This window comes from Agrobacterium sp. 5Ca50 (assembly GCF_055381905.1).
The window spans coordinates 656,297-678,945 of record NZ_AP026438.1 but is presented as its reverse complement, the minus strand read 5'-3'; the positions used below and the strand labels follow the sequence as shown (position 1 = coordinate 678,945).

At 55.9% G+C, this 22,649-nt stretch carries 21 protein-coding genes; 3 read left to right on the top strand and 18 right to left on the bottom strand.

The annotated features are described in order from the left end of the window. Positions 1 to 32 precede the first annotated feature (32 nt). The 5 genes from ACZ5FM_RS03255 to ACZ5FM_RS03235 form a co-directional block, all read right to left on the bottom strand. The gene (locus ACZ5FM_RS03255) at positions 33 to 608 is read right to left on the bottom strand and encodes a histidine phosphatase family protein (protein ID WP_464039704.1); all 576 of its coding nucleotides are present in this window, start codon (positions 606 to 608) and stop codon (positions 33 to 35) included. Next, on the bottom strand, positions 605 to 1,117 hold the full coding sequence (locus ACZ5FM_RS03250) for an N-acetyltransferase family protein (RefSeq protein WP_464039703.1): 513 nt from the start codon (positions 1,115 to 1,117) through the stop codon (positions 605 to 607). The genes ACZ5FM_RS03255 and ACZ5FM_RS03250 overlap by 4 nt, the downstream gene beginning before the upstream one ends. Positions 1,118 to 1,162: 45 nt before the next feature. Beyond that, positions 1,163 to 1,834 carry a PAQR family membrane homeostasis protein TrhA gene (gene trhA, locus ACZ5FM_RS03245; protein ID WP_250983070.1) on the bottom strand — a complete coding sequence of 224 codons (672 nt, stop codon included), beginning with the start codon at positions 1,832 to 1,834 and terminating at the stop codon, positions 1,163 to 1,165. A gap of 148 nt (positions 1,835 to 1,982) precedes the next feature. Then, entirely contained in the window at positions 1,983 to 2,318 is a 336-nt protein-coding gene (locus tag ACZ5FM_RS03240) for a TraR/DksA family transcriptional regulator (protein WP_275640718.1), read from the bottom strand. 90 nt (positions 2,319 to 2,408) lie between these two features. Next, positions 2,409 to 2,819: a universal stress protein gene (locus ACZ5FM_RS03235; RefSeq protein ID WP_464039701.1), complete on the bottom strand. Its 411-nt coding sequence runs from the start codon at positions 2,817 to 2,819 to the stop codon at positions 2,409 to 2,411. A 341-nt stretch (positions 2,820 to 3,160) separates the two neighbouring features. Between ACZ5FM_RS03235 and ACZ5FM_RS03230 the strand changes: the two genes are divergently transcribed. Beyond that, on the top strand, positions 3,161 to 4,021 hold the full coding sequence (locus ACZ5FM_RS03230; RefSeq protein ID WP_464039700.1) for a VOC family protein: 861 nt from the start codon (positions 3,161 to 3,163) through the stop codon (positions 4,019 to 4,021). A gap of 79 nt (positions 4,022 to 4,100) precedes the next feature. Further along, positions 4,101 to 5,261, top strand: a complete 1,161-nt coding sequence (locus ACZ5FM_RS03225; protein WP_250983074.1) for an AI-2E family transporter — start codon at positions 4,101 to 4,103, stop codon at positions 5,259 to 5,261. Between the two features lie 2 nt (positions 5,262 to 5,263). On the opposite strand, the gene ACZ5FM_RS03220 is transcribed toward ACZ5FM_RS03225, so the two are convergent. The 3 genes from ACZ5FM_RS03220 to ACZ5FM_RS03210 all read right to left on the bottom strand — a co-directional run bounded on the left by ACZ5FM_RS03220 (position 5,264) and on the right by ACZ5FM_RS03210 (position 6,738). Further along, on the bottom strand, positions 5,264 to 6,001 hold the full coding sequence (locus tag ACZ5FM_RS03220) for a polysaccharide deacetylase family protein (RefSeq protein WP_464039699.1): 738 nt from the start codon (positions 5,999 to 6,001) through the stop codon (positions 5,264 to 5,266). 86 nt (positions 6,002 to 6,087) lie between these two features. Then, the gene (locus tag ACZ5FM_RS03215; protein WP_192487286.1) at positions 6,088 to 6,477 is read right to left on the bottom strand and encodes a DUF930 domain-containing protein; all 390 of its coding nucleotides are present in this window, start codon (positions 6,475 to 6,477) and stop codon (positions 6,088 to 6,090) included. Between the two features lie 108 nt (positions 6,478 to 6,585). Next, positions 6,586 to 6,738: a hypothetical protein gene (locus ACZ5FM_RS03210; protein WP_192487285.1), complete on the bottom strand. Its 153-nt coding sequence runs from the start codon at positions 6,736 to 6,738 to the stop codon at positions 6,586 to 6,588. Here ACZ5FM_RS03210 and ACZ5FM_RS03205 point away from each other — a divergent pair. Next, complete coding sequence (locus ACZ5FM_RS03205) at positions 6,725 to 8,818, top strand: S9 family peptidase (RefSeq protein ID WP_464039698.1); 2,094 nt, start codon at positions 6,725 to 6,727, stop codon at positions 8,816 to 8,818. The genes ACZ5FM_RS03210 and ACZ5FM_RS03205 overlap by 14 nt on opposite strands. Positions 8,819 to 8,871: 53 nt before the next feature. On the opposite strand, the gene ACZ5FM_RS03200 is transcribed toward ACZ5FM_RS03205, so the two are convergent. The 10 genes from ACZ5FM_RS03200 to ACZ5FM_RS03155 all read right to left on the bottom strand — a co-directional run bounded on the left by ACZ5FM_RS03200 (position 8,872) and on the right by ACZ5FM_RS03155 (position 22,527). Further along, positions 8,872 to 9,702, bottom strand: a complete 831-nt coding sequence (locus ACZ5FM_RS03200; RefSeq protein WP_464039697.1) for a metal ABC transporter permease — start codon at positions 9,700 to 9,702, stop codon at positions 8,872 to 8,874. After that, positions 9,699 to 10,556: a metal ABC transporter permease gene (locus ACZ5FM_RS03195; RefSeq protein WP_441296656.1), complete on the bottom strand. Its 858-nt coding sequence runs from the start codon at positions 10,554 to 10,556 to the stop codon at positions 9,699 to 9,701. The genes ACZ5FM_RS03200 and ACZ5FM_RS03195 overlap by 4 nt, the downstream gene beginning before the upstream one ends. Continuing rightward, a complete protein-coding gene (locus tag ACZ5FM_RS03190; RefSeq protein WP_464039696.1) occupies positions 10,540 to 11,448 on the bottom strand; it encodes a manganese/iron ABC transporter ATP-binding protein in 909 nt (302 codons plus the stop codon). The genes ACZ5FM_RS03195 and ACZ5FM_RS03190 overlap by 17 nt, the downstream gene beginning before the upstream one ends. A 75-nt stretch (positions 11,449 to 11,523) precedes the next feature. After that, the gene (locus ACZ5FM_RS03185) at positions 11,524 to 12,435 is read right to left on the bottom strand and encodes a metal ABC transporter substrate-binding protein (RefSeq protein ID WP_464039695.1); all 912 of its coding nucleotides are present in this window, start codon (positions 12,433 to 12,435) and stop codon (positions 11,524 to 11,526) included. A 327-nt stretch (positions 12,436 to 12,762) separates the two neighbouring features. Next, complete coding sequence (clpB, locus tag ACZ5FM_RS03180; RefSeq protein ID WP_275640710.1) at positions 12,763 to 15,390, bottom strand: ATP-dependent chaperone ClpB; 2,628 nt, start codon at positions 15,388 to 15,390, stop codon at positions 12,763 to 12,765. A gap of 365 nt (positions 15,391 to 15,755) precedes the next feature. Beyond that, positions 15,756 to 16,448 carry a DUF4167 domain-containing protein gene (locus ACZ5FM_RS03175; protein WP_250983080.1) on the bottom strand — a complete coding sequence of 231 codons (693 nt, stop codon included), beginning with the start codon at positions 16,446 to 16,448 and terminating at the stop codon, positions 15,756 to 15,758. A 331-nt stretch (positions 16,449 to 16,779) separates the two neighbouring features. Further along, the gene (gene prmC, locus ACZ5FM_RS03170) at positions 16,780 to 17,646 is read right to left on the bottom strand and encodes a peptide chain release factor N(5)-glutamine methyltransferase (RefSeq protein ID WP_464039694.1); all 867 of its coding nucleotides are present in this window, start codon (positions 17,644 to 17,646) and stop codon (positions 16,780 to 16,782) included. After that, a complete protein-coding gene (prfA, locus tag ACZ5FM_RS03165; RefSeq protein WP_464039693.1) occupies positions 17,643 to 18,725 on the bottom strand; it encodes a peptide chain release factor 1 in 1,083 nt (360 codons plus the stop codon). Before prfA ends, prmC begins: the two co-directional genes overlap by 4 nt. Before the next feature lie 74 nt (positions 18,726 to 18,799). Further along, positions 18,800 to 21,067 (bottom strand): phosphoenolpyruvate--protein phosphotransferase, encoded by a 2,268-nt coding sequence (ptsP, locus tag ACZ5FM_RS03160; protein WP_250983082.1) that lies wholly within the window; start codon positions 21,065 to 21,067, stop codon positions 18,800 to 18,802. A 185-nt stretch (positions 21,068 to 21,252) separates the two neighbouring features. After that, on the bottom strand, positions 21,253 to 22,527 hold the full coding sequence (locus ACZ5FM_RS03155; RefSeq protein WP_250983083.1) for an aspartate kinase: 1,275 nt from the start codon (positions 22,525 to 22,527) through the stop codon (positions 21,253 to 21,255). Positions 22,528 to 22,649: the final 122 nt, after the last annotated feature.

The window sequence follows — 22,649 nt, the reverse complement described above, 5'->3', positions numbered from 1 at the left end:
GGAAGGGCTGCGGCTTTCACCCCGACAATCGCTTAATCCGGTGTAATGGATTGCCATCTGCCAAGAACGCGCTGCTCCTCACGTGACCATGTCCAGTAATGCCCCTGGAAGGGCTGATCATGGGCGCGGTCAATTTTTACGCCTTGCAGGGCGCAGAGCAGCAGCGTGCCAACGCCGCCATGGGCGACAATTGCCACATCACCCGCCCCGTCTGCCTCTGCTGTAATCAACTGGAAAGCCTGCAGAACACGGGCCTGCGCATCAACTGCTCTTTCCCAACCGCGCACGCTTTTATCGGGTTCGGCAAAAAACCGATCCGCCATGGCTTCGAATTCAGAGGGCGGCAAAAAGCCGGTCGCACTGCGATCGTTTTCCTGCAGCGCGTGCTGCACCTGAACCGGAAGACCATGGAACCCGGCCAGAATGCCTGCTGCTTCAATGGCCTTTGTTTCATCACTTGCCCAGACGTTCGTGACCTCGGCCATGGCCGCAGAGGCCGCAAACACCCGCATACGGGCAATGCCCTTATCGGACAGGCACCAGCGCGGCACCGGTTTTGCCGGATCGACCACGACTTCAGGGTGGGTGATGAAATGGATGTTGCTCACGTCGGATCCGCTTCGCCGAGGCGTAGTTCCATGCAGGTCAGGTCGAGCCAGCGACCAAACTTGATGCCAACCTGCTCAAACCGGCCGACATGGCGAAAGCCCATTTTTTCATGCAGGCGAATGGACGCGGCATTTTCCGCCTCGATTGCTCCGATCAACACATGCACACCATTGTTTCTGCCGCGCAGGATCAACTCCTGCATCAGCGTTTTGCCGGCACCGGTGCCGCGCGCTTCTTTGTGCACGTAAACCGAATGCTCCATGCTACGGCGAAAACCATCAAACGCCCGCCAGTCGCCGTAAGAAGCATAACCGACACATTTGCCGTCCAGTTCAGCTGCAAGAACAGGATATCCCTTGTCCTTGCGTGCCTTGAACCAGTTCAAGCGGTTTTCCAGATCAACCACCGTGTCATTCCAGATCGCCGTGGTGTTGAGAACGGCGTCGTTATAAATATCCATGATCGCAGACAGATCTGCTTCCGTCGCGTCACGCACAATAAGTGTCATCGAGTATGTCCATCACATGTAAAGCCGGAATATGGCTGTTATGTCTCATAGACCGGTGACAGGCGAAAGGCTGAAACAGGTGATAACCGCAGAATAATGCACGGCAGCAGCAGCCACCACGAAGCCATGCCAGATGGCGTTCTGAAATCGCAGTTTTTCCCAAACGTGAAAGATCACGCCCAGCGAATAGATCATGCCGCCCGCCACGATCAGCCAGATGGTTACTGTCGAGAGATATTGTGAAAGCGGCGCGGCGATCAGAACACCGCTCCAGCCCATGCCAAGATAAAGCAGGATGGCCAGACGGTCATAACGACCGGGAAACAGGCATTTCAGAGCAATGCCACCGATGGCTGCCAGCCAGATGAAAGCCAACATAAACACGATTAGCGGTTCGTCTGCACCGCGTTGCAGGAATGGGGTGTAAGTGGCGGCAATCAGCAAAAAGATCGCAGAATGATCGAGCCGCCGCAGATACCATTTGGTGCGCGAATGTGGCCAGATATTATAGGTAAAGGAAATGGACAGGCACAAAACCAGCCCCAGCCCATAGACCCAGGCGGCGGCCATGCCGCTGAATGTGCTCCATACTGTAGCGTAGAAGATCAGCGCGGTTGCGCCGATCAAGGCCAGCACGATGCCGACGCCATGCACGATGCCGTCGGCGACGATTTCGTGAAAATCATATTTGCGGCCTAAACGCCAAAGTTCACTCATGGCCCGTTCCTGCTGTCAGGCGTGTAGAATGCCGACAACACGCGCCAACAGCAAGTGGTGTCTCGAAACTGACGATCACGTTGCGTTCGGATATGTTGCAGCCTGTCATGACGATGTGGCCGGCGAAGCGCCAGGCCACATCCTCGTCTCACACCTGTTCAGCTTGCTGTTCTGCCGCACATTCCTGGCAAAACGGCGTGTAGGGCACGGCTGCGAGGCGCTCAGCGGAAATGGTCTTGCCACATCTGACGCAGGTGCCGAATGTGCCATCGGAAATGCGCACCAGAGCAGCATCAATTGCCTTCAACTCATCCTGTCCGACTTGGCCAAGCTCATCCAAAACTTCGTCATTGCTGCGTTCAACGGCACGGTCTTCATTGTCAGGGTTTACCGGCTGCTCAAAGTCATCCTCGATCTTGCGCAGCCGCTTGTTCAGTTCACGTTGCCTGTCGCGCAGGATTTTTTCATAGCCAGACGTATCCATAACCCATGTCCTCTAATGGTCGATTTCAGCGCGGCGGCCACCCATCGAGAGACCGTCGCGCCAATTCAAAGATGTCGTGCAGCCTTGCTTTTAACGGTCGATCAGCACCGAGCATTTTGCATGGCGTACAACGCGGTCCGCTGTCGCACCGATGAAATAGTTGGTGAAATCAGGCGTATGCGAAGCGACAATGATGAGATCGGCATGATGTTCCTCCGCGCAGGCAAGAATTTCACGTGCCGGAGGGCCATTGCGGATTTCAACTGTTGCCTGAATGCCTGTCCGCTCTTTCAGTTCCACAAGTTTTGCCTTGCCATCCTTGATCGCATTTTCAATCAGGTCGACTGGAAGGTCTATGGCGATATAGCCCGGTAGCTGCTCGACCACATTCAGCAAAACGATCTCGCCACCAGCATCCAGCAAACCCGATGCCTTGCGGATGATCTTTTCACCCTTTTCAATGGCACTCATGTCAACAGGTACAACGATCTTCTTGTACATATGCTTCTCCTTCCACGTTAAGGCTGCGGCTATTTGAGCGCGATGACAGCCCCAGTTCCCAAACCCCGACGCAGCGCAAAGCCAGTCGCCGCGAGAATTATAAAACGGTTCCTCACCGATACATGCAGTTTCCCAAATTTGCGGTGCTCTGCCTTGATTAAGGTCAAGCGCAGACAACTTCATTGTCAACAAATAGTGCACGCTCAATCACCAAACGCCCCTCTTTCCTGAACGTTCCCGAGAGACCATATTCACGTCAAATAAAGCGTCGCCGGAACGGCGCCGCGGCGCACGGCCGCCTGCTGATCAAGCACGCCAGCGCAGATGGAGTTCGTGACATCATGACTGAAACATCGCAATTCGCACTGACACGGCCGGCCTATGTTGGGCAGGCACATCTTGTCGTGAACGACCTGGCGCGCGTTTCTGACTACTACCAGAAGGTCATTGGCCTGTCGGTTATTGAAAAACAGCCAAGCGGAGAGATACTTGGCGTCAACGGCCAACCCTTGCTGACCCTGTCCACATCCAGCAATGCCGAACGTGCACCACGCAACGCGGCAGGCCTGTTCCATACCGCCTTCCTGCTGCCAAGCCGCAAGGATCTAGCACATTGGCTGGCCCATATTGCGCACAACAATATTCAGCTTGATGGCGCATCCGACCATCTGGTCAGCGAGGCAATCTATCTGTCTGACCCGGAAGGAAACGGCATCGAGGTTTACCGCGATCGCTCGCCGCTGGAATGGACCTACCAGCAGGACGGCACGGTGGAGATGAACACGCTGCGCCTCAACCTGCAGGAGCTCTACAACTCTGCCCCCAAGACACCTTGGGAAGGTGCGCCTGATGGTACCGCCATCGGCCATATTCATTTGCAGGTCGGCAACATTCCGCAGGCAGACGAGTTTTATCAGGACGTGCTCGGCCTGAAGATCATGGCGCGCTATCCCGGCGCCAGCTTTTTTGCCACGGGCTCCTACCACCACCATGTTGCCGCCAATATCTGGAACAGCCGTGGTGCCCAGGCACGACGCGACAACATGACGGGTCTTGCCGGTTATTCGCTGCGCTTCAACGAAAAGGGTGCGTTGGACAGCGCGGTCGCCGCACTGGACCGGTTGGGTATATCAACTGAGCGTCAAAGCGACGGCATCGTTCTGAAAGATCCATGGGGCATTGGTCTAAGGCTCGCAGCCTAAAATCTCTGCTGGTCACCCTCCCCATTCGGGAACCGTAACTGTTGTTGAACGTTACTGTCCCGGACGGGGATATGAAATCATGAACGGCACCATAAAAATCGATGAAAAAGTTCCGGTGACACCGATCGTAGAGGCGCCGCAGCACAGACACGTATCAAGAAAAAATTCACCGGATGACGATGCGCGCAGCCAGCAGCCATTGGGTCGCGAAGCGCTGGAAGTTGCGGCCAAGTGGTCGATCGTCGGTCTGTTCACCATTGCCTTTCTTGCCTGCGTACACCTGCTGTCCGTAGTGCTGATCCCCATCGTCATGGCAATCGTTGTCGGGATGATCCTTGGGATGGCAGCGGAAAAGCTGGCTGGTTACGGTATTCCGGGCTTTGGCGTGGCGCTCATTCTGTCAGGCCTTGTGGCACTGGTGTTCATTTTCGTCATCAATTCGCTGATCGATCCACTTTCCATGCTCGCTTCTCAGGGGCCGCAACTTCTGAATCAGACCGCAGAACGTTTCCTGCCCTATCTTGAGCGTGTGAGATGGCTCAATATTTCTGCTGCGACCTTCAGCTTCGGCACAATGTCGATGGAATCGCTGCTGGACCGCAGCACCGGTATCCTGTCCGTCGTCACGTCCAGCCTGACACCCGCGATTGTGCAAGGCTTGATCTTCTTTGCCGGACTTTTGATGTTCCTCTACAGCCGCTTGCGGTTGCGCAAGGGCATCATCATGGCCTTTCCAGCCCGCCACCAAAGACTACGGACCATCCGTACCATCGGATCGGTGGAACATGTGCTTGGCACCTATTTCGCTACCGCCAGTCTTATTTATGCCGGGCTTGGTGTTACCATGGTTCTTATTGCCTATCTCGGCGGTCTGGCCATGCCATTGCTATGGGGGCTGTTTGCCTTCCTCTCCAGCTTCATACCGTTTATCGGCATTGCCGTGATGACCATATCCCTGACGATTGCTGGCATGTTAACCCATGACACCTTGCTGCTTGGCCTGCTGCCCGCCTTCGTGTTCTTCACCATCCACCTGTTGATGGAAAATCTAGTGTTTCCGGCCGTGATTGGCCGCAACCTCGAAATCAATCCGTTTATCGTGTTTGTCGCGATTATCTTCTGGACGTGGATGTGGGGTGCCGCAGGTGCCATGCTGGCGCTGCCTTTGTCGTTGATTGGCATGACAATCGCGCAGGAGCTTTTCCCGTCGCGCAAAGTGGTGCCGAACCTTCCCGACTAGCTTTAGTTGGTTTCGGGATCAAATCCCGGATCATCCAGACGGACGAAGGTGACACCGCGTTTTTTCAAGGCGAGCAACCCCTTGGCGACGCCCTCACCTGCCTGATGGGTTGGCTGGTTGATATGGGCAATCACCACATCACCATCCTTGGCGGCAGCAATGCGTTTTTGCGCAACGCCGGCACCGAGCAGCGAACCACCGTCGCCGTTGATGGAATAACCGGCGATACGTTCGCCGATGCCATTGATCTCAGTCATGGAGGAATGGGTGTATTTGGCGGTTGCCCCACGGAACCAGTTCGGCTCCTTGCCAGTGGCCGCAATGATCGCCTCACGCCCACCATTGACCTCCCGCATGACACTTTCCATGCTGCCGGCAGCGGCAATACCATAGACAGAGACCTGACGGTCTATGGCCGGGATATGGTCTTGTCCGTGGTTCTCAATCTCAAACAGATCAGGATTGGCCAGCATGATGGCAAGCGCATCTCGATTGTGCCTGATCCAGCGTGCGGTCACGAACACGGTCGCGGGAATGCGCTCTTTGACCAGCGTATCGAGAATTCGAAAGTCGGTCTTGCCCATGCAGGCATCCAGCGTGATGGCAACCCGCGTTACGCCACTTGCCTGCGGGCGCATTTTAAGCGTCGGCTCAACCAACCCTGATGACGCAAAGGCGGGCACTGAAAACAGCGCAACAAAACAAACGCTGGCGAGGCTGGAAAGAAGATAACGGCGCATGGCAGACACAGCTCAACGGGAGAATATCAAAAGCGGATGCGCCGGATAAACGCCTGAATTATGGCCGGGTCAACAGCAAAGCTGCTTCAGTTGTAAAGGTAATACTGGCCCCATTGCGATTCCGGGACTTTTTCGCCCACACGGTAATCAAAGGATTGGATGGCAAGGTTCTGTTCGCTGGTCCGGCACTTATATTTCAGCTTGTACCATTCGCCACTGCTGCGAAACACGGCGCCTGCCGCCTTGATGGAGTTTTCCGTGACCTGCGGCTCACCGAACGTGTAGGCGATGACCTTGTCCGGCCTCATGCCCTTCTGTTCGGCGGCGATGCGCTCCATAGCCTCGATATCACAACGCTGCTCAAGACGTTCTTCCGGTGCGAGCGCGTTCAACTGTCTTTTGACGGAACTATCCAGTGCAAGGGATGGAACAGCTGACACGACAACGAGAACAACTGCCGGGAGAAGGTGACGCATATTATCCTGACCTGGTGATTTCGATTCCCTCGAAAATAAAAACAGCAACCGCTCTTTTCCACGTACCTAAGGCTGTATCGTCGAATTGTGCCCGAAACAGGGTAAATCTCAAGGGGCCAGCAGAGATGCCTGTGGATATTCAACCTTGATCCTTCCCCCGCCCCTCTCTACATCTTCTTCCACTGGTGCCACGGCCTGAAAACGGCCACTGGCGCTGCCATTCATTTCCGATGAAAGCGAGTTTGTTTTGTCGATATTCAAGAACCTCCCCGCCGCTCCTGTCGCAGAAAAAAAGCCGGTAACGGATACGCGTCACGGCATCAGCCGCACCGATGACTATGCGTGGTTTCGGGCAGACAACTGGCAGGCAATGTTCAAGGACCCGACCCTGCTCGATCCGGCAATCCGTAGCCATCTGGAAGCGGAAAACACCTATATGGAAGCAGCCCTCAGCGACACCAAGCCACTGCAGGAAAAGCTGTTTGAAGAGATGAAGGGCCGCATCAAGCAGGACGATTCGTCCGTGCCTATGAAAGATGGTCCCTACGCCTACGGCACGTTGTTTGTAACCGGTGGTGAGCAACCACACTATTTTCGCACCCCACGCGACGGTGGTGACAAGCAGGTTCTGCTTGATGGCGACAAGGAAGCTGAAGGCAAGGACTATTTCCGCCTCGCTGGCATCGACAACTCGTCCGACCACACTCATGGCATTTGGGGCTATGACGACAAGGGCTCTGAATATTTCACACTGCGGGTTCGTAATCTCGCGACCAGTGAAGACCTTGATGACGTGATCGAAAACACTGGTGGCGGCGGCGCATGGGCGCCTGACGGTAAGAGCTTTTTCTACACCTTGCAGGACGAAAACCATCGGCCGTCCAAGGTCTTTCACCACATCATCGGCCAGCCGCAATCGACAGACCGCCTGGTTTATGAGGAAAAAGACCCTGGCTTCTTTATGGGCGTTGGCGGCTCACTGCTTGAAGACTGGATTTTCATCGACATTCATGACCATGAGACCAGCGAATATCGCCTGCTGTCCACCACCGACCTGACTGCCGAGCCCGTCATCGTGGCGCAGCGTGAGGAAGGTGTGGAATATTCCATGACCGAGGGCGGTGATGTTTTTTACATCCTGACCAATGACGGTGATGCCAAGGACTTCAAGATCATGGAAGCGCCGGTGACGGCACCTGGCAAGGAAAACTGGAAGGAAGTGGTGCCGCATGAACCGGGCCGCCTTATCCTGTCGCACCTTGCGCATGCCCGCCACCTGCTGTGGCTGGAGCGCCGGGATGGCCTGCCGCGCATCGTCATTCGTGACCGCGCGACCGGTGAAGAACACGCCATTGCCTTTGCCGAGGAAGCCTACTCTCTCGGCCTGCAGGGTGCAGCCGAATATGACACCGACACCATACGTTTCTCCTATTCGTCGATGACCACCCCAAGCCAGTTGTTCGATTACAACATGGTGACGCGTGAACGCGTATTGTTGAAGACCCAGGAAGTTCCATCCGGCCACACTATCGATGACTACGTGACCCGCCGCGTCATGGCGACATCGCATGATGGCGCATTGGTGCCGGTATCACTGCTCTACCACAAGGACACCAAGCTGGACGGTTCGGCCCCTTGCCTTCTCTATGGCTACGGCGCTTACGGCATCAGCATTCCGGCCTCATTCAGCACCAACAATCTGTCACTGGCAGATCGTGGTTTTGTTTATGCCATCGCCCATATTCGCGGCGGCAAGGACAAGGGTTTCGAGTGGTATGAAACCGGCAAGATGCAGCATAAGCAGAACACCTTCAAGGACTTCATCGCTGCGGCCGACCATCTGGTTATGGAGGGTTTCACCTCCTACGACAAGATCATCGCTGAAGGCGGATCGGCCGGTGGCATGCTGATGGGTGCTGTGGCCAATATGGCACCAGAGAAATTCGCTGGCATCATTGCAGCCGTACCGTTCGTCGATGTGCTGACGACGATGCTGGACGACACCCTGCCGCTGACACCGCCGGAATGGCCGGAATGGGGCAACCCGATCGATTCAGAAGAGGAATATAGCTGGATTGCGGCTTACAGCCCTTACGACAATGTCGGTGCAAAGGCTTATCCGCCATTGCTGGCGATTTCCGGACTTACCGATCCGCGCGTGACCTATTGGGAACCAACGAAGTGGGTGGCAAAATTGCGCGAGTACAGCACAGGCGACGCGCCAATCTTGTTGAAGACCAACATGGCCGCCGGCCATGGCGGAAAATCCGGGCGCTTCCAGCGACTGGAGGAAATCGCCTTTGAATATTCCTTTGCCATCAAGGTTGCGGGCAAGATGTAAAATTTGAATTGAACGGCCCCGCCTGCTTTCCGCACCAGGCGGGGCCGTTTTGTTTAGCCGTTATTGGCCTCGGTGTTCGCTGTGACGATACTCGCCCTCACGAAGGCGGCAACAAACATCGCCGACAGCAACAACACGATGGTCGGTGCCGGAGCGCTGTCGATAAAGAACGACAGGTAGACGCCGAGCAAAGACGCAGTAAGCGCAATGACCACTGCAAGCATCAGCATGGTGGAAAACTTGCGTGTCAGCAGAAATGCAATCGCGCCCGGCGCAATCAGCATGGCAATGGCGAGAATGATGCCTACGGCTTTCAGTGCGCCGACGATGGTCAGCGAAATCAGGCACAACAGACCATAATGCAGCAGGTTTACCCTGAGGCCGACCGCCTTTGCCTGAGCAGGGTCAAAGGCATGCAGCAGGAAGTCTTTCCATTTCAGACTGATAATGCCAGTGGTGATGACCGCAATAATCGCCGTCTCGGTAATGTCCTGCCAGCTCACGCCCAGCATGTCGCCAAACAGGATGTGATCGAGATGCACATCCGACTGGATTTTGACGTAGAGCACCAGTCCCAGCCCGAACATGCCGGAAAACACCACACCCATCACCGTATCCTGTTTGATACGGCTGTTATCCTTGAGATAACCGGTGGCAAGCGCACAGACCATGCCGGCCACGAATGCGCCAACCGCAAATGGCAGGCCAACGATGTAGGCGATGACGACGCCTGGGAACACCGCATGGCTGATGGCATCGCCCATCAGCGACCAACCTTTCAGCACCATGAAACAGGACAGAACGGCGGTTGGCACGGCAACCAGAGCTGCTATGACCAGCGCGTTGACCATGAAGTCAAATTCAAAGGGCTCGAGGAAGTTCATAGCGCCACCTCCTGCGCCTGCGCTGCACGGCGGCGAGATGCCACCAGCCCATGTTTAGGGGCGAAAAAGAAGGCGATGAGGAAGATCAGCGTCTGCAACACGACGATGATGCCACCGGTCGCACCATCCAGGAAATAGCTGGCATAGGCACCGGTGAAACTGGTGATAGAACCAATGGCAACAGCGATGCCCAACAGACGCGGAAAACGGTCTGTCAGCAGATAGGCCGTTGCGCCCGGTGTGACCACCATGCAGATGACAAGAAACGCGCCGACGGTCTGCATGGCTGCAACTGTCGATGCTGCCAGCAGTGTGAAGAACACGGCCTTCAGAAACGTTGGTCGCAGACCGATGGAGCGGGCATGGCTTTCGTCAAAAAACGTCACCATCAGGTCCTTCCACTTCAGCAGCAGAATGGCCAGCGACACAAAACCGATAATGGCAAGCTGCAATGTATCGGCAGGCGTGATGGCAAGAATATTGCCAAGAACAATGGTCTGGATGTTCACAGCCGTCGGGTTGATCGACATCATGAACAGGCCAAGTCCGAAGAAGGACGAAAAGATCAGCCCGATGATTGCATCTTCCTTGAGCTTGGTGCGCTGGTTGAGAAACAGCATGGTCACCGCCGCCAAGCCGCCTGAGAAAAACGCCCCGATGGAAAATGGCAGGCCCAGCATATAGGCGCCGGCCACACCGGGCACGATGGAATGCGAAAGCGCATCGCCAATCAATGACCAGCCTTTCAGCATCAGGTAGCAGGATAGGAATGCACAGACACCGCCAACCAGTGCAGACACCCACATGGCGTTGAGCATGTAGTCATAGGTGAATGGTTCAACGAGGGCGTTCATCATTGCCTGCCCCTTCCGATGTCACGCTTTGGCCCGAGACTGGACGTCCGTCGCGCAAAACCAGTGGCCTTTCATCATCGGTCATGACACCGACCGGCCATGGCTTTCCGCCATCCGAACCATTCAGAACAAAATGGCGCAACACGCCACCAAAGGTCTTTTCCAGATTGTCCTTGGTGAAGGTTTCTTCGGTCGGCCCGTAGGCCAGCACCGTGCCCTTGATCAGAATGGTACGGTCACAGAATTCCGGCACGCTGCCGAGATTGTGGGTCGACACCAGCATGACCTTGCCTTCATCCCTGAGCGCGCGGAGAAGGTGGACGATCTGCTCCTCGGTTTTTACATCAACACCGGTAAAGGGTTCGTCCAGCAGAATGACCTTGGCATCCTGCGCCAGCGCACGCGCCAGAAACACGCGCTTTTTCTGACCACCGGAAAGCTCGCCAATCTGGCGGCCGCGAAACTCGCTCATGTTGACGCGGGCGAGAGCTGCGGTCACGGCATCACGGTCGGCAGCCTTGGGGATGCGCATGAAACCCATATGGCCGTAGCGGCCCATCATGACCACATCTTCCACCAGCACCGGGAAGTTCCAGTCCACTTCCTCGCTTTGCGGCACATAGGCCACCAGATTTTGCCGAAGGGCTTCCGGGACCGTTTTGCCCAATATGGAAATCGAGCCTTGGGCAATACGCACAAAGCCCATCACGGCCTTGAACAGCGTCGACTTGCCCGCGCCATTTACCCCCACCAGCGCCGCGATCGTGCCTGTTGGTATCTGGAAACTTGCATTCTTCAAGGCCGTATGGCCGTTGCGATAGGTCACGGTGGCGTTGTTAACGGAAATACCGGAACCCTCCGTTCCCGTTTGCCAGCCGGTGTGCGCATTCATGAAAAGCATTCCTTTTCAGCGGTTACAAAAACAAACGGCCTGCAAAAACTGCAGGCCGTAAAAATTCGGATCATGTCAGGAGGACGATGCAAGTCCCTTGGCAATGGTATCGGATGTGACCTTCAGCAGGTCGATATAGGTTGGCACCGGACCGTCAGCTTCAGTCAGCGAATCGACATAAAGAACGCCACCGTATTTTGCACCGGTCTCGCGGGCCACCTGCTCTGCCGGTGCCGCGGAAATGGTGCTCTCCGAGAAGACGACGCCGATTTTGTTTTCACGAACGGCATCAATAACCTTACGCACCTGCTGTGGTGTGCCCTGCTGGTCGGCATTGATGGGCCACAAGTACAGTTCTTTCAGGTCGAAATCGCGTGCCAGATAAGAAAATGCGCCTTCGCTCGACACAAGCCAGCGCTTGTTTTCAGGTAGGGATGCCAGCTCCTGACGAATTGGTTCGATGGCGTCCTTGATCTGCTGTTTGTAGCTTTCCGCATTGGCCTTGTAGGTCTCGGCATTGGCCGGATCATATTTCACGAAAGCATCACGGATATTGTCGACATAGATCAGTGCTGCATTGGGCGACATCCAGGCATGCGGATTGGGTTTGCCTTCATAGGGACCTTCGGAAATGCCCATCGGCTCAATACCATCGGATACAACAGCGCTTGGCACATCTCTGAGTTTTACGAAAAACTTCTCAAACCACAATTCGAGGTTAAGGCCGTTCCACAACACGAGCTGCGCGCCCTGCGCCTTGCGAATATCGCCCGGCGTCGGCTGGTAGTTGTGAATTTCAGCGCCAGGCTTGGTGATGCTCTCGACGATGGCAGCGTCGCCGGCGACATTTCTGGCGATGTCAGCAATGACCGTGAAAGTCGTAACGGCTTTGAACTTTTCCTGCGCAAACGCCACACCACCGGTAACACCCAACGCCACCACGGCAGCCATTCCGCCCAAAAGCCCGCGCCTGACAATATCAAACATAAGTCACTCCTTGCTCACACCAACACTACGCTATTAAGAACCATTTGCAACAAGGTGGCATGTTTATTTTTGAAATGCAATTGCGAATTACTTGCAACAGACTACGTCAACGTTATTTGAGGCAAGATTGTTCCCAGACCTCGGGCTGAGCATCTGAATTGCTGTGATTGCGCGCTTGTTGGCGAATGGAAAGCCGCATCCAAAGACGGACTGAGCGGGAAAGATTGTCGCGCCAAGCGGACAGGATGGCGGTGCATGAAGCCGTCAGGCACTCAGAGCGAACGCACAAACAAAACGGGCACCCGATCGGGTGCCCTGATTTAGTCCTTAAGCAGCGTCGGCAGCTGCTTCGGTTTCCGTACTGCCCTTGCCGGCTTTTGCCTTGAAGTGCAGCCGGTCGGTGCCGGATGTCACCTTGACGCGAGAGCCATCAGGCACTTCGCCACCAAGGATCATTTCAGCCAGCTTGTCCTGTACCGTCTTCTGAATAACGCGTTTCAGCGGACGTGCACCATAGGCCGGATCGTAACCCTTATTGGCAAGCCAGACACGGGCGTCTTCATCCAGATCAAGCGTGATCTTGCGCTCGGACAACAGGGCCACCAGTCTCTTCAACTGGATATCGACAATCGCGCCCATTTCTTCACGCCGCAGGCGGTGGAACAGGATGATGTCGTCAATACGGTTGAGGAACTCTGGACGGAAGTGGCTACGCACCCTTTCCATGACCAGTTCCCGCACCGATTCCACATCGTCATTGTCGCCCATCTGCGTCATGAATTCAGAACCGAGGTTCGAGGTCATGATGATGATGGTGTTCTTGAAATCGACGGTACGACCCTGACCGTCGGTCAGGCGGCCATCATCAAGAACCTGCAACAGCACGTTGAACACATCCGGATGCGCCTTTTCGATCTCGTCGAACAGCACGACCTGATATGGGCGGCGACGCACGGCTTCCGTCAGTGCACCACCTTCCTCGTAACCGACATAACCGGGAGGCGCACCGATCAAGCGAGCCACGGAATGCTTCTCCATGTATTCCGACATGTCCAAGCGAACCATCGCGGTTTCGTCGTCGAACAGGAAGCGCGCCAGCGCCTTTGTCAGCTCGGTTTTACCAACACCGGTCGGGCCGAGGAAGATGAACGAACCGATTGGACGGTTGGGGTCCTGCAAACCGGCACGCGAACGGCGCACCGCCTTGGAAACCGCCTGAACGGCTTCACCCTGACCGACCACTGATTTGGCCAGTTCGTCTTCCATACGCAGCAGCTTTTCACGCTGGCCTTCCAACATCCGGTCTACCGGAATACCTGTCCAGCGCGAGATAACCTGGGCGATGTTGTCCGCCGTCACCACTTCCTGCACCATTGAACCAGCACCACTTGCGTCGCGTTCTTCCGCCGCAGCCAGTGCTTTTTCAAGGCCCGGAATAATGCCGTAGGTCAACTCACCTGCCCGCTGGAACTGGCCACTGCGCTGGGCAATCGCCAATTCGTTGCGTGCATCATCGATCTGCTTTTTCAGGTCCGCAGCATGGCCGAGTTTCTGCTTCTCCGCCTGCCAGCGCGCCGTCAGCGCATCGGCCTTCTCTTCTGTATCAACCAGTTCGTCTTCCAGCTTTTTCAACCGGTCGGCAGAGGACACATCGGTCTCCTGCTTCAAGGCTTCACGCTCAATCTTCAGCTGAATGATACGACGGTCCAGTTCGTCCAGTTCTTCCGGCTTGGAATCCACCTGCATACGAAGACGCGATGCGGCTTCATCCATCAGGTCAATCGCCTTATCCGGCAGGAAGCGGTCGGTGATATAGCGGTTAGACAGGGTCGCCGATGCCACCAGCGCCGAATCCGAAATACGGACTTTGTGGTGCTGCTCGTATTTTTCCTTCAAGCCGCGCAGAATGGAAATCGTGTCTTCCACGGTCGGTTCATCAACCAAAACTGGCTGAAAACGACGGGCGAGAGCCGGATCTTTTTCAACGTGCTTGCGGTACTCATCCAACGTGGTCGCGCCAACGCAGTGCAACTCACCACGCGCCAGAGCCGGCTTCAGCAGGTTGGACGCATCCATTGCGCCATCTGCCTTGCCCGCACCGACCAGCGTGTGCATTTCGTCGATGAACAGGATGATGCCGCCGTCTTCTGACTGGACCTCGTTCAGAACAGCCTTCAGGCGCTCTTCAAATTCACCGCGATATTTTGCACCGGCAATCAACGCGCCCATATCGAGCGCCATCAGCTTTTTGTCCTTGAGGCTTTCCGGCACGTCACCATTGATGATGCGCAATGCCAGACCTTCGGCAATCGCTGTTTTACCCACGCCGGGTTCACCGATCAGAACCGGATTGTTTTTCGTGCGGCGCGACAGAACCTGCATGGTGCGGCGAATTTCATCGTCGCGGCCAATCACAGGATCGAGCCTGCCTTCGCGAGCTTCTGCAGTCAGGTCGCGCGCAAATTTCTTCAACGCATCAAAGCCCTGCTCTGCATTGGCAGTATCTGCCGTGCGACCCTTGCGAAGGTCGTTGATAACCTGGTTCAGGCCTTGCGCAGTAACACCAGCCTTTTTCAGTGTCGCTGACGTCGACGCGCTACCTTCAATGGCCAGAGCCAGTAAAAGGCGTTCGACCGTGACAAAGCTGTCGCCGGATTTCTTGGCGGCGTCTTCGGCCGTGGCAAATACCTTGGCAAGCGGTGCCGTCAGCGACAGTCCGCCGTTGCCACCGGAGACCTTAGGCAGCTTGGAAAGCGCAATATCATTGGCGAGCCGTGCTTCCTTGGCATTACCGCCAGCACGTTCAATCAGCGAAGACGCCATGCCCTGGTCGTCATCCAGCAATACTTTCAGGACGTGTTCCGGCGCAAACTGCTGATGGTCCTCAGCAAGCGCATGGGTTTGGGCAGATTGCAAAAAGCCGCGCACCCGCTCGGAGTATTTTTCGATATTCATATATGCCTCCTTGAACCGGCCTGCCCTCAAGCGGCACAGACCCGGATGTTAGGGTAAAGGCTCCCGATAACGGCAAGCCCCGCTACGACGCCAACGGACATATCCGCACCATCGCCTCTTCATTTTGCATGTCCTGGATAGAAACATGCTTTGGAAGCAGCCAACCGGCCCTTCCGTTGTGCTTGATATGGTAAGCGATTTTCGCGGTTTAAAGAGGTTGCAGACAACGCAACGCAGAAAAACATGAGGGCATGACAATCCTCAAATTTGCTGCGGCACGATTCGTCGTTGCGACCGCATCTGCACAAAACAGAAAACCCCGGCAAGCCGGGGTTTTTGAAAGATCTTTATAGGAAGTATGTCGCTTATTCAGCGGCGCCTTCAAGTGCGGCTGGCTCAGCAGCAGCCTCACCACCGGCGGCCTCTTCACCACCTTCCGCATTTTCAGCGGTGCGACGTGGACGACGCGGACGCGGGCCAGTGCTGCGGCGGCGCGGCTGGCGCTCACGAGGAGCCTCAGCGGCCTGAGCTTCTTCTTCCACGGCGACCTCGAGTGGCGTGCCTTCGATTACTGGCTGCGGACCGCTACCATCATCGTAGGAAGGCTGTTCATCGTCATCACCAGACTGCTGCACCTGCGGAGCAGCGGAACCGATTGTGTCGTCGCTATCACTGTCGTTGTCGTTGCCGTCAACGTCGTCGCCATCGCGTTCATTGTTGTAGTCAGCATTACGTTCGTCACGCTGGACACGTTCCTGCATATGCGCCTGTGCGGCAGCAATGATGCGGTTGTAGTGTTCTGCGTGCTGCAGGTAGTTTTCAGCCATAACCCGGTCGCCGGAGCTTTGCGCATCACGGGCCAGAGCGGAATATTTTTCAGCAATATGCTGGGCAGTACCGCGGATTTTTACATCCGGACCGGAGCTGTCATAGGTCCGAGTGAGCGGATTCCCGCCCTTGCGGTTGAAGTTGTTATTACCACCACCGCCATTATTGTTGTTATTGTTGTTGTTATTTCCACGCCCACGGCCGCGCTTATTTTGCTGTCCTGGCCTCATCAATTGCTCACCTGAATTCTGTTGTGCTCACGAATTAACCACGCGGCTTGCCGGACAGGCCGGATCAAGACCTCGCCTTCGCGTCCGGTTGCCCCCATGGCTTTACCGGGTTGCTTGCGAAATGAAGTTTATGATTCACATGCCGGAAACGCCCAGCCTTTCAGAGCTCTTCAAGGAACTCCCCTAGGGACTGACCAAACCCGGGCGAATCTAGTTCGCCCTCAGTCACCCTGCATGTGGCTGCAAACTATCCCGCTTCATGCGGAAAACCAAGTCTTTTCTTTTGCTTTGCAAAATATCCTTAAAACAGGAGGGAAGCGCAGCGGCTCCCTTACTTTCGAAATACTAGAACGCGATCGTTTCCACCGTAATCTTTCACCCCTGCGATGCAAGGAAAACCGGCTGACTTGAAGATCGTTTCAACATCTTGTCTCTGATCAAACCCGATCTCGACCCCGATGATGCCATTTTCTGTTAAAAATCCGCCTGCACCACGGGCAATTGCCCTGTAGGGTTCCAGACCATCCGGCCCGCCATCCAGCGCAGCCATGGGATCGAACTCCCGCACATCGCGGTCCAGCGTTTCAATGACAGCGCTTCGTATATAAGGCGGGTTTGACACGATTATGTCGAAACTGCCCTCGATTTTGTCAAACCAGTGACTTTTCACTGTTTTAAAGCGGTCAGAAACATCATTTGCCACCGCATTACGCCAAGCGGTTGCCAAGGCATCCTCGGAAATATCGCTGCCGATACCTTCTGCGCCCGGACATTCGTGAATCAACGAAAGACAGATTGCGCCCGTCCCGGTCCCCATATCCAGCAGCTGCGCAGATCCCTTGGCGGCAACTGCGGAGCGCAGATATGGTAGAATGGTATCAACAAGTGTTTCGGTATCCGGGCGTGGCTCCAGCGTGCCGGACGAGAGAAAAAATTCCAACCCGTAAAACTCACGCTTGCCGAGAATGCGGTGAACAGGTTCGCCGGTTTCTCGCCGTGCGATGGCACCCAGTACCCCTTGCGCCACATCATCGGCAACACTATCGCTGCCCTTGAGCAAAATATCGGTCAGAGACAGCCCGAGAATGCCGCTCACCAGAAGGCGCGCGTCAAAGACCGGATCAGCGACACCGGCTGCGTCGAAACGTTTGCGGGCCTCAGCCAACAGGTCGGCAATGGTGCGCGGTGCGACCGTCATCCGCGCTGTTCACCCAACTGTGCGAGTTGTCCGGCCTGATAATCGGCAATCAGCGCATCCACCATCTCGTCAATTTCGCCCTCGATCATCCGGTCGAGCTTGTAGAGCGTGAGGCCGATACGGTGGTCGGTTACACGACCCTGCGGGAAATTGTAGGTGCGGATACGCTCAGAACGATCGCCCGAACCAACCTGGCTTTTACGATCGGCGGACCGTTCGCTGTCGACCTTCTGTCGTTCGATATCGTAGAGGCGCGAACGCAACACCTGCATGGCCTTGGCGCGGTTCTGGTGCTGCGACTTCTCTGAACTGGTCACAATGAGACCGGTCGGCAAGTGAGTGATGCGCACCGCAGAGTCCGTGGTGTTAACGTGCTGACCACCGGCACCGGAGGCCCGCATCGTATCGATGCGAATGTCTTCCGGGCGAATTTCAATATCGATTTCTTCGGCCTCGGGAAGCACCGCAACGGTTGCGGCCGACGTGTGAATACGGCCGCTCGCTTCGGTATCCGGCACGCGCTGAACGCGGTGGACACCGGATTCGAATTTCAGCTTGGAAAACACGCCGCGCCCGGTAATGGTGGCGATGATTTCCTTGAAACCGCCTGCGTCACCTTCGCTTGATGACAGCACCTCGACCTTCCAGCCCTTGGTGCTGGCAAATCGTTCATACATTCGGAAAAGGTCGCCTGCAAAAAGAGCGGCTTCCGAGCCACCAGTACCAGCACGAATTTCCAGAATAGCGCTCTTTTCGTCGGCGGCATCCTTGGGTAGCAGCAGAATTTGCATCTCTTTTTCGAGCTGCTCGATGCGCTCGGAAAGATCAGGTAATTCAGCTTCGGCCAGATCACGCATGTCGCGGTCCGTCGTCTTGTCAGCCAGCAGCGCCTGCAGGTCGGCCTGTTCGGCCAATGCCTTTTCATATTCCTGGATCTTCTTCACCACAGGCTGAAGCTCGGAATATTCAGACGCCAGCTTCACATAGACATCAGCAGCAGGGCCAGCCGACATCCGCGCTTCGATTTCCTCGAAACGCCTTGAAAGCTCGCGCATTTTTTCGACGGGTAGCTTTGCCAACCTTCGCTCCGGTATTTGAATTCAAAAAGACCTGAAACACATTGCGCTTAAAAACGCGGGAAATCCCTTGTGCTTCAGACTGGAATGGAATGTTCCGCGGCGAACCTTTGCAACAGGACGCGCGGACTTTCCAGAGATTTATGGTCATCGAGCGCCGCATTCAACTCGACCGACAGCGCACCAACATCCAGCCCCAGTAGCATGGCCTTTACCGGACCAATCGATGTGGGCGACATGGAGACTGAGCGGAAGCCAAGGCCGATGAGTGCCATGGCTGAAAGCGGCCTGCCGGCCATTTCACCGCACAACGTCACCGGCTTGTTGTTACGCTCACCGGCCCGCACGATATCACGCAGGATCCGCAGAAACGGTTTGCCCAGAATGTCGAAACGGTCCGAAACGCGGGCATTGCCACGGTCTACTGCCATGGAGAACTGGAAAAGATCGTTCGAGCCAACAGACACGAAGTCGACTTCCTGCATCAGTTCGTCCAACTGCCACAACAAGGCTGGTACTTCCAGCATCGCACCAAATTGCAGCTTGCGCGGCAGCGCATGGCCGAACTTGGACAGATGCTGAATTTCCTTCTGCATCAGTTCGCGCACCGCGTGAATTTCAGACACTTCCGTAATCATCGGCAGCATCATCTTCAATTCGGCACCGGAGGCGGCGCGCAACAGAGCACGCATCTGAGTACGCAACAGACCGGGACGGTCCAGCGACAGGCGGATTGCACGCCAGCCAAGCGCCGGGTTTTCCTCTTCCTGTCCGCGCATATAGGACACAACCTTGTCACCGCCAATGTCTAGCGTACGGAAGGTAACAGGCTTGCCTTTCGCATTGCGCAGAACGCTGCGATAGAAGGCTTCCTGCTCCTCGCCTTTCGGCATCGTCGAGGCAATCATGAACTGCAGTTCGGTGCGGAACAGACCGATGCCATCAGCGCCGGATTCGGCCAGTTGCGGCAGGTCTACGAGCAGGCCAGCATTCATCTTGAGATTAATGAACTGGCCATCCTTGGTGATTGGATCGACAGAGCGCAAAGCGCGGAACTGTTCCTGACGACGCGCGCGCAGCCGTACTTTTTCTTCGTAAGCGCGCTGCAGGTCCATGATTGGACGCAAATGCACCTGCCCATCATCACCATCAATGATGATGGCGTCATTGTTTTCGGCCAGCGCGACGATGCCTGCGGCTTGCCCGATAACAGGAATACCCATGGCACGCGCCACGATTACAACGTGGCTGGTAACCGCGCCGTCCTCCAGCACAAGACCGCGCAGTTTTTCCCGCGGATAGTCTAGCAGTTCGGCAGCGCCCATGGCACGTGCCAGAATGATGGCGTCGCTCGGGAAATCCTCGCCCGGGCCACGCCCGCTAAAGCCGGTAAGCTGGCGCAGCAAGCGGTTGGCAAGATCGTCGAAATCATGCATGCGCTCGCGCAGATAGGGATCGGTCAGGCGCATCATGCGCGCCTTGGTATCGCTCTGCACTTTTTCGACCGCCGCCTCAGCCGTCAGGCCGTTGCGGATGGCTTCCTCCATGCGCCGCACCCAGCCCTGATCATGAGCAAACATGCGGTAGGTTTCCAGAACCTCACGGTGTTCACCTTCGGTCGGTACGTCACGGCGCTGCAGCATGTCGTCGATCGACAGGCGCAGGGAACCGATCGCCTCAGCCAGACGACGGATTTCGGTATCGGCATCCTCGTTTAGAAGATTGGTGACCACGACACGCGGATCATGCAGCACGACGTGGCCAAGGCCGATGCCTTCACTATAGCCATCGCCATCGACGCTGACTGCGCGCGTCAGGTCAAGCTCCACGCCGGGCTTGGTTATTTTCTTTAGTTCACCACTCGCAACGATTTCGGCAATCAACATGGCAGTCGTTTCCAGCGCCTCTACCTCATCTTCGCGGTAATTGCGGCTGACCTTGTTCTGCACAACGAGAACGCCCAAAGTGCGGCCAGATCTCAAAATCGGCACACCGAGGAAAGAGTGATAAATTTCTTCGCCGGTTTCCGGCAGGTAGCGGAAAGCGGGATGCGATTGGGCATCGGAAAGGTTGAGCGGTTGCGCCGATGCGGCAATGGTACCGACAAGGCCCTGCCCCATTTTAAGCTGGGCTAGGTGTACAGCACCCTTGTTCAGACCCTCTGTGGCGTAAAGTTCGAGAACGCCATCAGAACGCAGCACGTAAACGGAACACACCTCCGCGACCATGTTCCCGGCAATCTGCCGCACAATCTGGTCCAAGCGCTCCTGAGGCTCAAGTTGCTCCGCCATCATTTCGCGAAGCTTCTTGAGGAGGACGCGCGGACCGGCTGCAAGGTCTCTCATCGCGATGCTCCTTCATTCGCTACAGCATCCGCACGAAAACGGTTCACGTTTTGAGTGATGCACACATCAAACAAGTTGGAGCGTGCTTCGTACGACGCCCACTCCTCAAGGCATCATACAAAGCACGCTCCAAACGGAGGACAGTGCTTCGGCAAACCGAAGCAGTGCGAACCACCGCTATCGAATCAACTTTTATCCAGACCGTAAGCGGAATGCAAAGTGCGAACTGCAAGTTCCGCATATGCACCGTCAATCAGGATAGAAATCTTGATTTCCGACGTGGTGATGGCGCTGATGTTGATGTTCTTGGCGGCGAGCGCCTTGAACGCGCTGGCAGCAACACCTGCATGGCTGCGCATGCCGATACCGATGACGGAAACCTTGGCAAGGCCAGGCTCGCTCTGGACAACGTCAAAGCCGATATGGGCCTTGTTTTCTTCCAGGATTTTGAGCGCCTTGTCCATGTCGCCAGCCGGCACGGTGAAGGTCATGTCGGTGCGCGAACCATCTTCAGAGATGTTCTGCACGATCATGTCGACGTTGATATGTGCTTCTGCCAGCGGGCCAAAGATGGCTGCCGATACGCCCGGGCGGTCTGCCAGACGGCGCAGGGAGATTTGAGCCTCATCCTTGGCATAAGCGATGCCGGTGACTACTTCCTGTTCCACGATCTCATCCTCGTCACAAATCAACGTACCGGGCGGATTGATAAGGTCACCCATGCCCGGTGCATCGGGATCCTCGAAACTTGAACGCACGAAGGTACGAACCTTGTGCACCATGGCCAGCTCAACGGAACGGACCTGCAAGACCTTGGCGCCGAGCGATGCCATTTCAAGCATTTCCTCGAACGCGATCTTCTTCATGCGACGCGCTTTTGGCTCGATGCGCGGGTCAGTGGTGTAAACGCCATCGACGTCGGTGTAGATATCGCAGCGATCTGCCTTGACGGCAGCGGCAATAGCAACAGCAGAGGTGTCGGAGCCGCCACGGCCAAGCGTTGCAATGCGGTTGTCAGGACCAATGCCCTGGAAACCGGCGACAACGGCAACCTGCCCCTCGCCCATTCGACGGATGATGTCCGAACCATCAATTTCCTGAATACGGGCAGCACCGTGAGCGTTATCCGTGCGGATGGCGATCTGCCAGCCCTGCCATGAACGGGCATTGACACCCAAAGACTGCAAGGCAATGGCAAGAAGACCAGACGTTACCTGCTCACCGGATGCAACAATGGCATCATACTCGCGCGCGTCATAAAACGGTGAATCCGCACCGGCGACCTTGGGCATGTTCTGCACCCAGTCAACCAGTTCATTGGTCTTGCCCGACATGGCAGACACAACAACGGCCACTTCGTGACCGGCATCTACTTCACGTTTCACATGGCGCGCCACGTTATGGATGCGTTCGAGATTGGCGACGGACGTTCCGCCGAATTTCATGACAATGCGAGCCATAGTCTTGACCAGTACCACCCGTTACGCCGTCCGCACGGCGGATACGGCACCTCATACCAGCTCAATATGACCTTGAGCCTCAAGTTGCGCGTCTATTACCGAAAAGGTCAAGCACGCGCAAT

Excerpts from the sequence above, each read along its gene's own strand:
- ACZ5FM_RS03250 (WP_464039703.1), bottom strand. The coding sequence starts at position 1,117 with ATGACACTTATTGTGCGTGACGCGACGGAAGCAGATCTGTCTGCGATC.
- trhA (WP_250983070.1), bottom strand. The coding sequence starts at position 1,834 with ATGAGTGAACTTTGGCGTTTAGGCCGCAAATATGATTTTCACGAAATC.
- ACZ5FM_RS03240 (WP_275640718.1), bottom strand. The coding sequence starts at position 2,318 with ATGGATACGTCTGGCTATGAAAAAATCCTGCGCGACAGGCAACGTGAA.
- ACZ5FM_RS03235 (WP_464039701.1), bottom strand. The coding sequence starts at position 2,819 with ATGTACAAGAAGATCGTTGTACCTGTTGACATGAGTGCCATTGAAAAG.
- ACZ5FM_RS03230 (WP_464039700.1), top strand. The coding sequence starts at position 3,161 with ATGACTGAAACATCGCAATTCGCACTGACACGGCCGGCCTATGTTGGG.
- ACZ5FM_RS03225 (WP_250983074.1), top strand. The coding sequence starts at position 4,101 with ATGAACGGCACCATAAAAATCGATGAAAAAGTTCCGGTGACACCGATC.
- ACZ5FM_RS03220 (WP_464039699.1), bottom strand. The coding sequence starts at position 6,001 with ATGCGCCGTTATCTTCTTTCCAGCCTCGCCAGCGTTTGTTTTGTTGCG.
- ACZ5FM_RS03215 (WP_192487286.1), bottom strand. The coding sequence starts at position 6,477 with ATGCGTCACCTTCTCCCGGCAGTTGTTCTCGTTGTCGTGTCAGCTGTT.
- ACZ5FM_RS03200 (WP_464039697.1), bottom strand. The coding sequence starts at position 9,702 with ATGAACTTCCTCGAGCCCTTTGAATTTGACTTCATGGTCAACGCGCTG.
- ACZ5FM_RS03195 (WP_441296656.1), bottom strand. The coding sequence starts at position 10,556 with ATGAACGCCCTCGTTGAACCATTCACCTATGACTACATGCTCAACGCC.
- ACZ5FM_RS03190 (WP_464039696.1), bottom strand. The coding sequence starts at position 11,448 with ATGAATGCGCACACCGGCTGGCAAACGGGAACGGAGGGTTCCGGTATT.
- ACZ5FM_RS03185 (WP_464039695.1), bottom strand. The coding sequence starts at position 12,435 with ATGTTTGATATTGTCAGGCGCGGGCTTTTGGGCGGAATGGCTGCCGTG.
- clpB (WP_275640710.1), bottom strand. The coding sequence starts at position 15,390 with ATGAATATCGAAAAATACTCCGAGCGGGTGCGCGGCTTTTTGCAATCT.
- ACZ5FM_RS03175 (WP_250983080.1), bottom strand. The coding sequence starts at position 16,448 with ATGAGGCCAGGACAGCAAAATAAGCGCGGCCGTGGGCGTGGAAATAAC.
- prmC (WP_464039694.1), bottom strand. The coding sequence starts at position 17,646 with ATGACGGTCGCACCGCGCACCATTGCCGACCTGTTGGCTGAGGCCCGC.
- ptsP (WP_250983082.1), bottom strand. The coding sequence starts at position 21,067 with ATGAGAGACCTTGCAGCCGGTCCGCGCGTCCTCCTCAAGAAGCTTCGC.
- ACZ5FM_RS03155 (WP_250983083.1), bottom strand. The coding sequence starts at position 22,527 with ATGGCTCGCATTGTCATGAAATTCGGCGGAACGTCCGTCGCCAATCTC.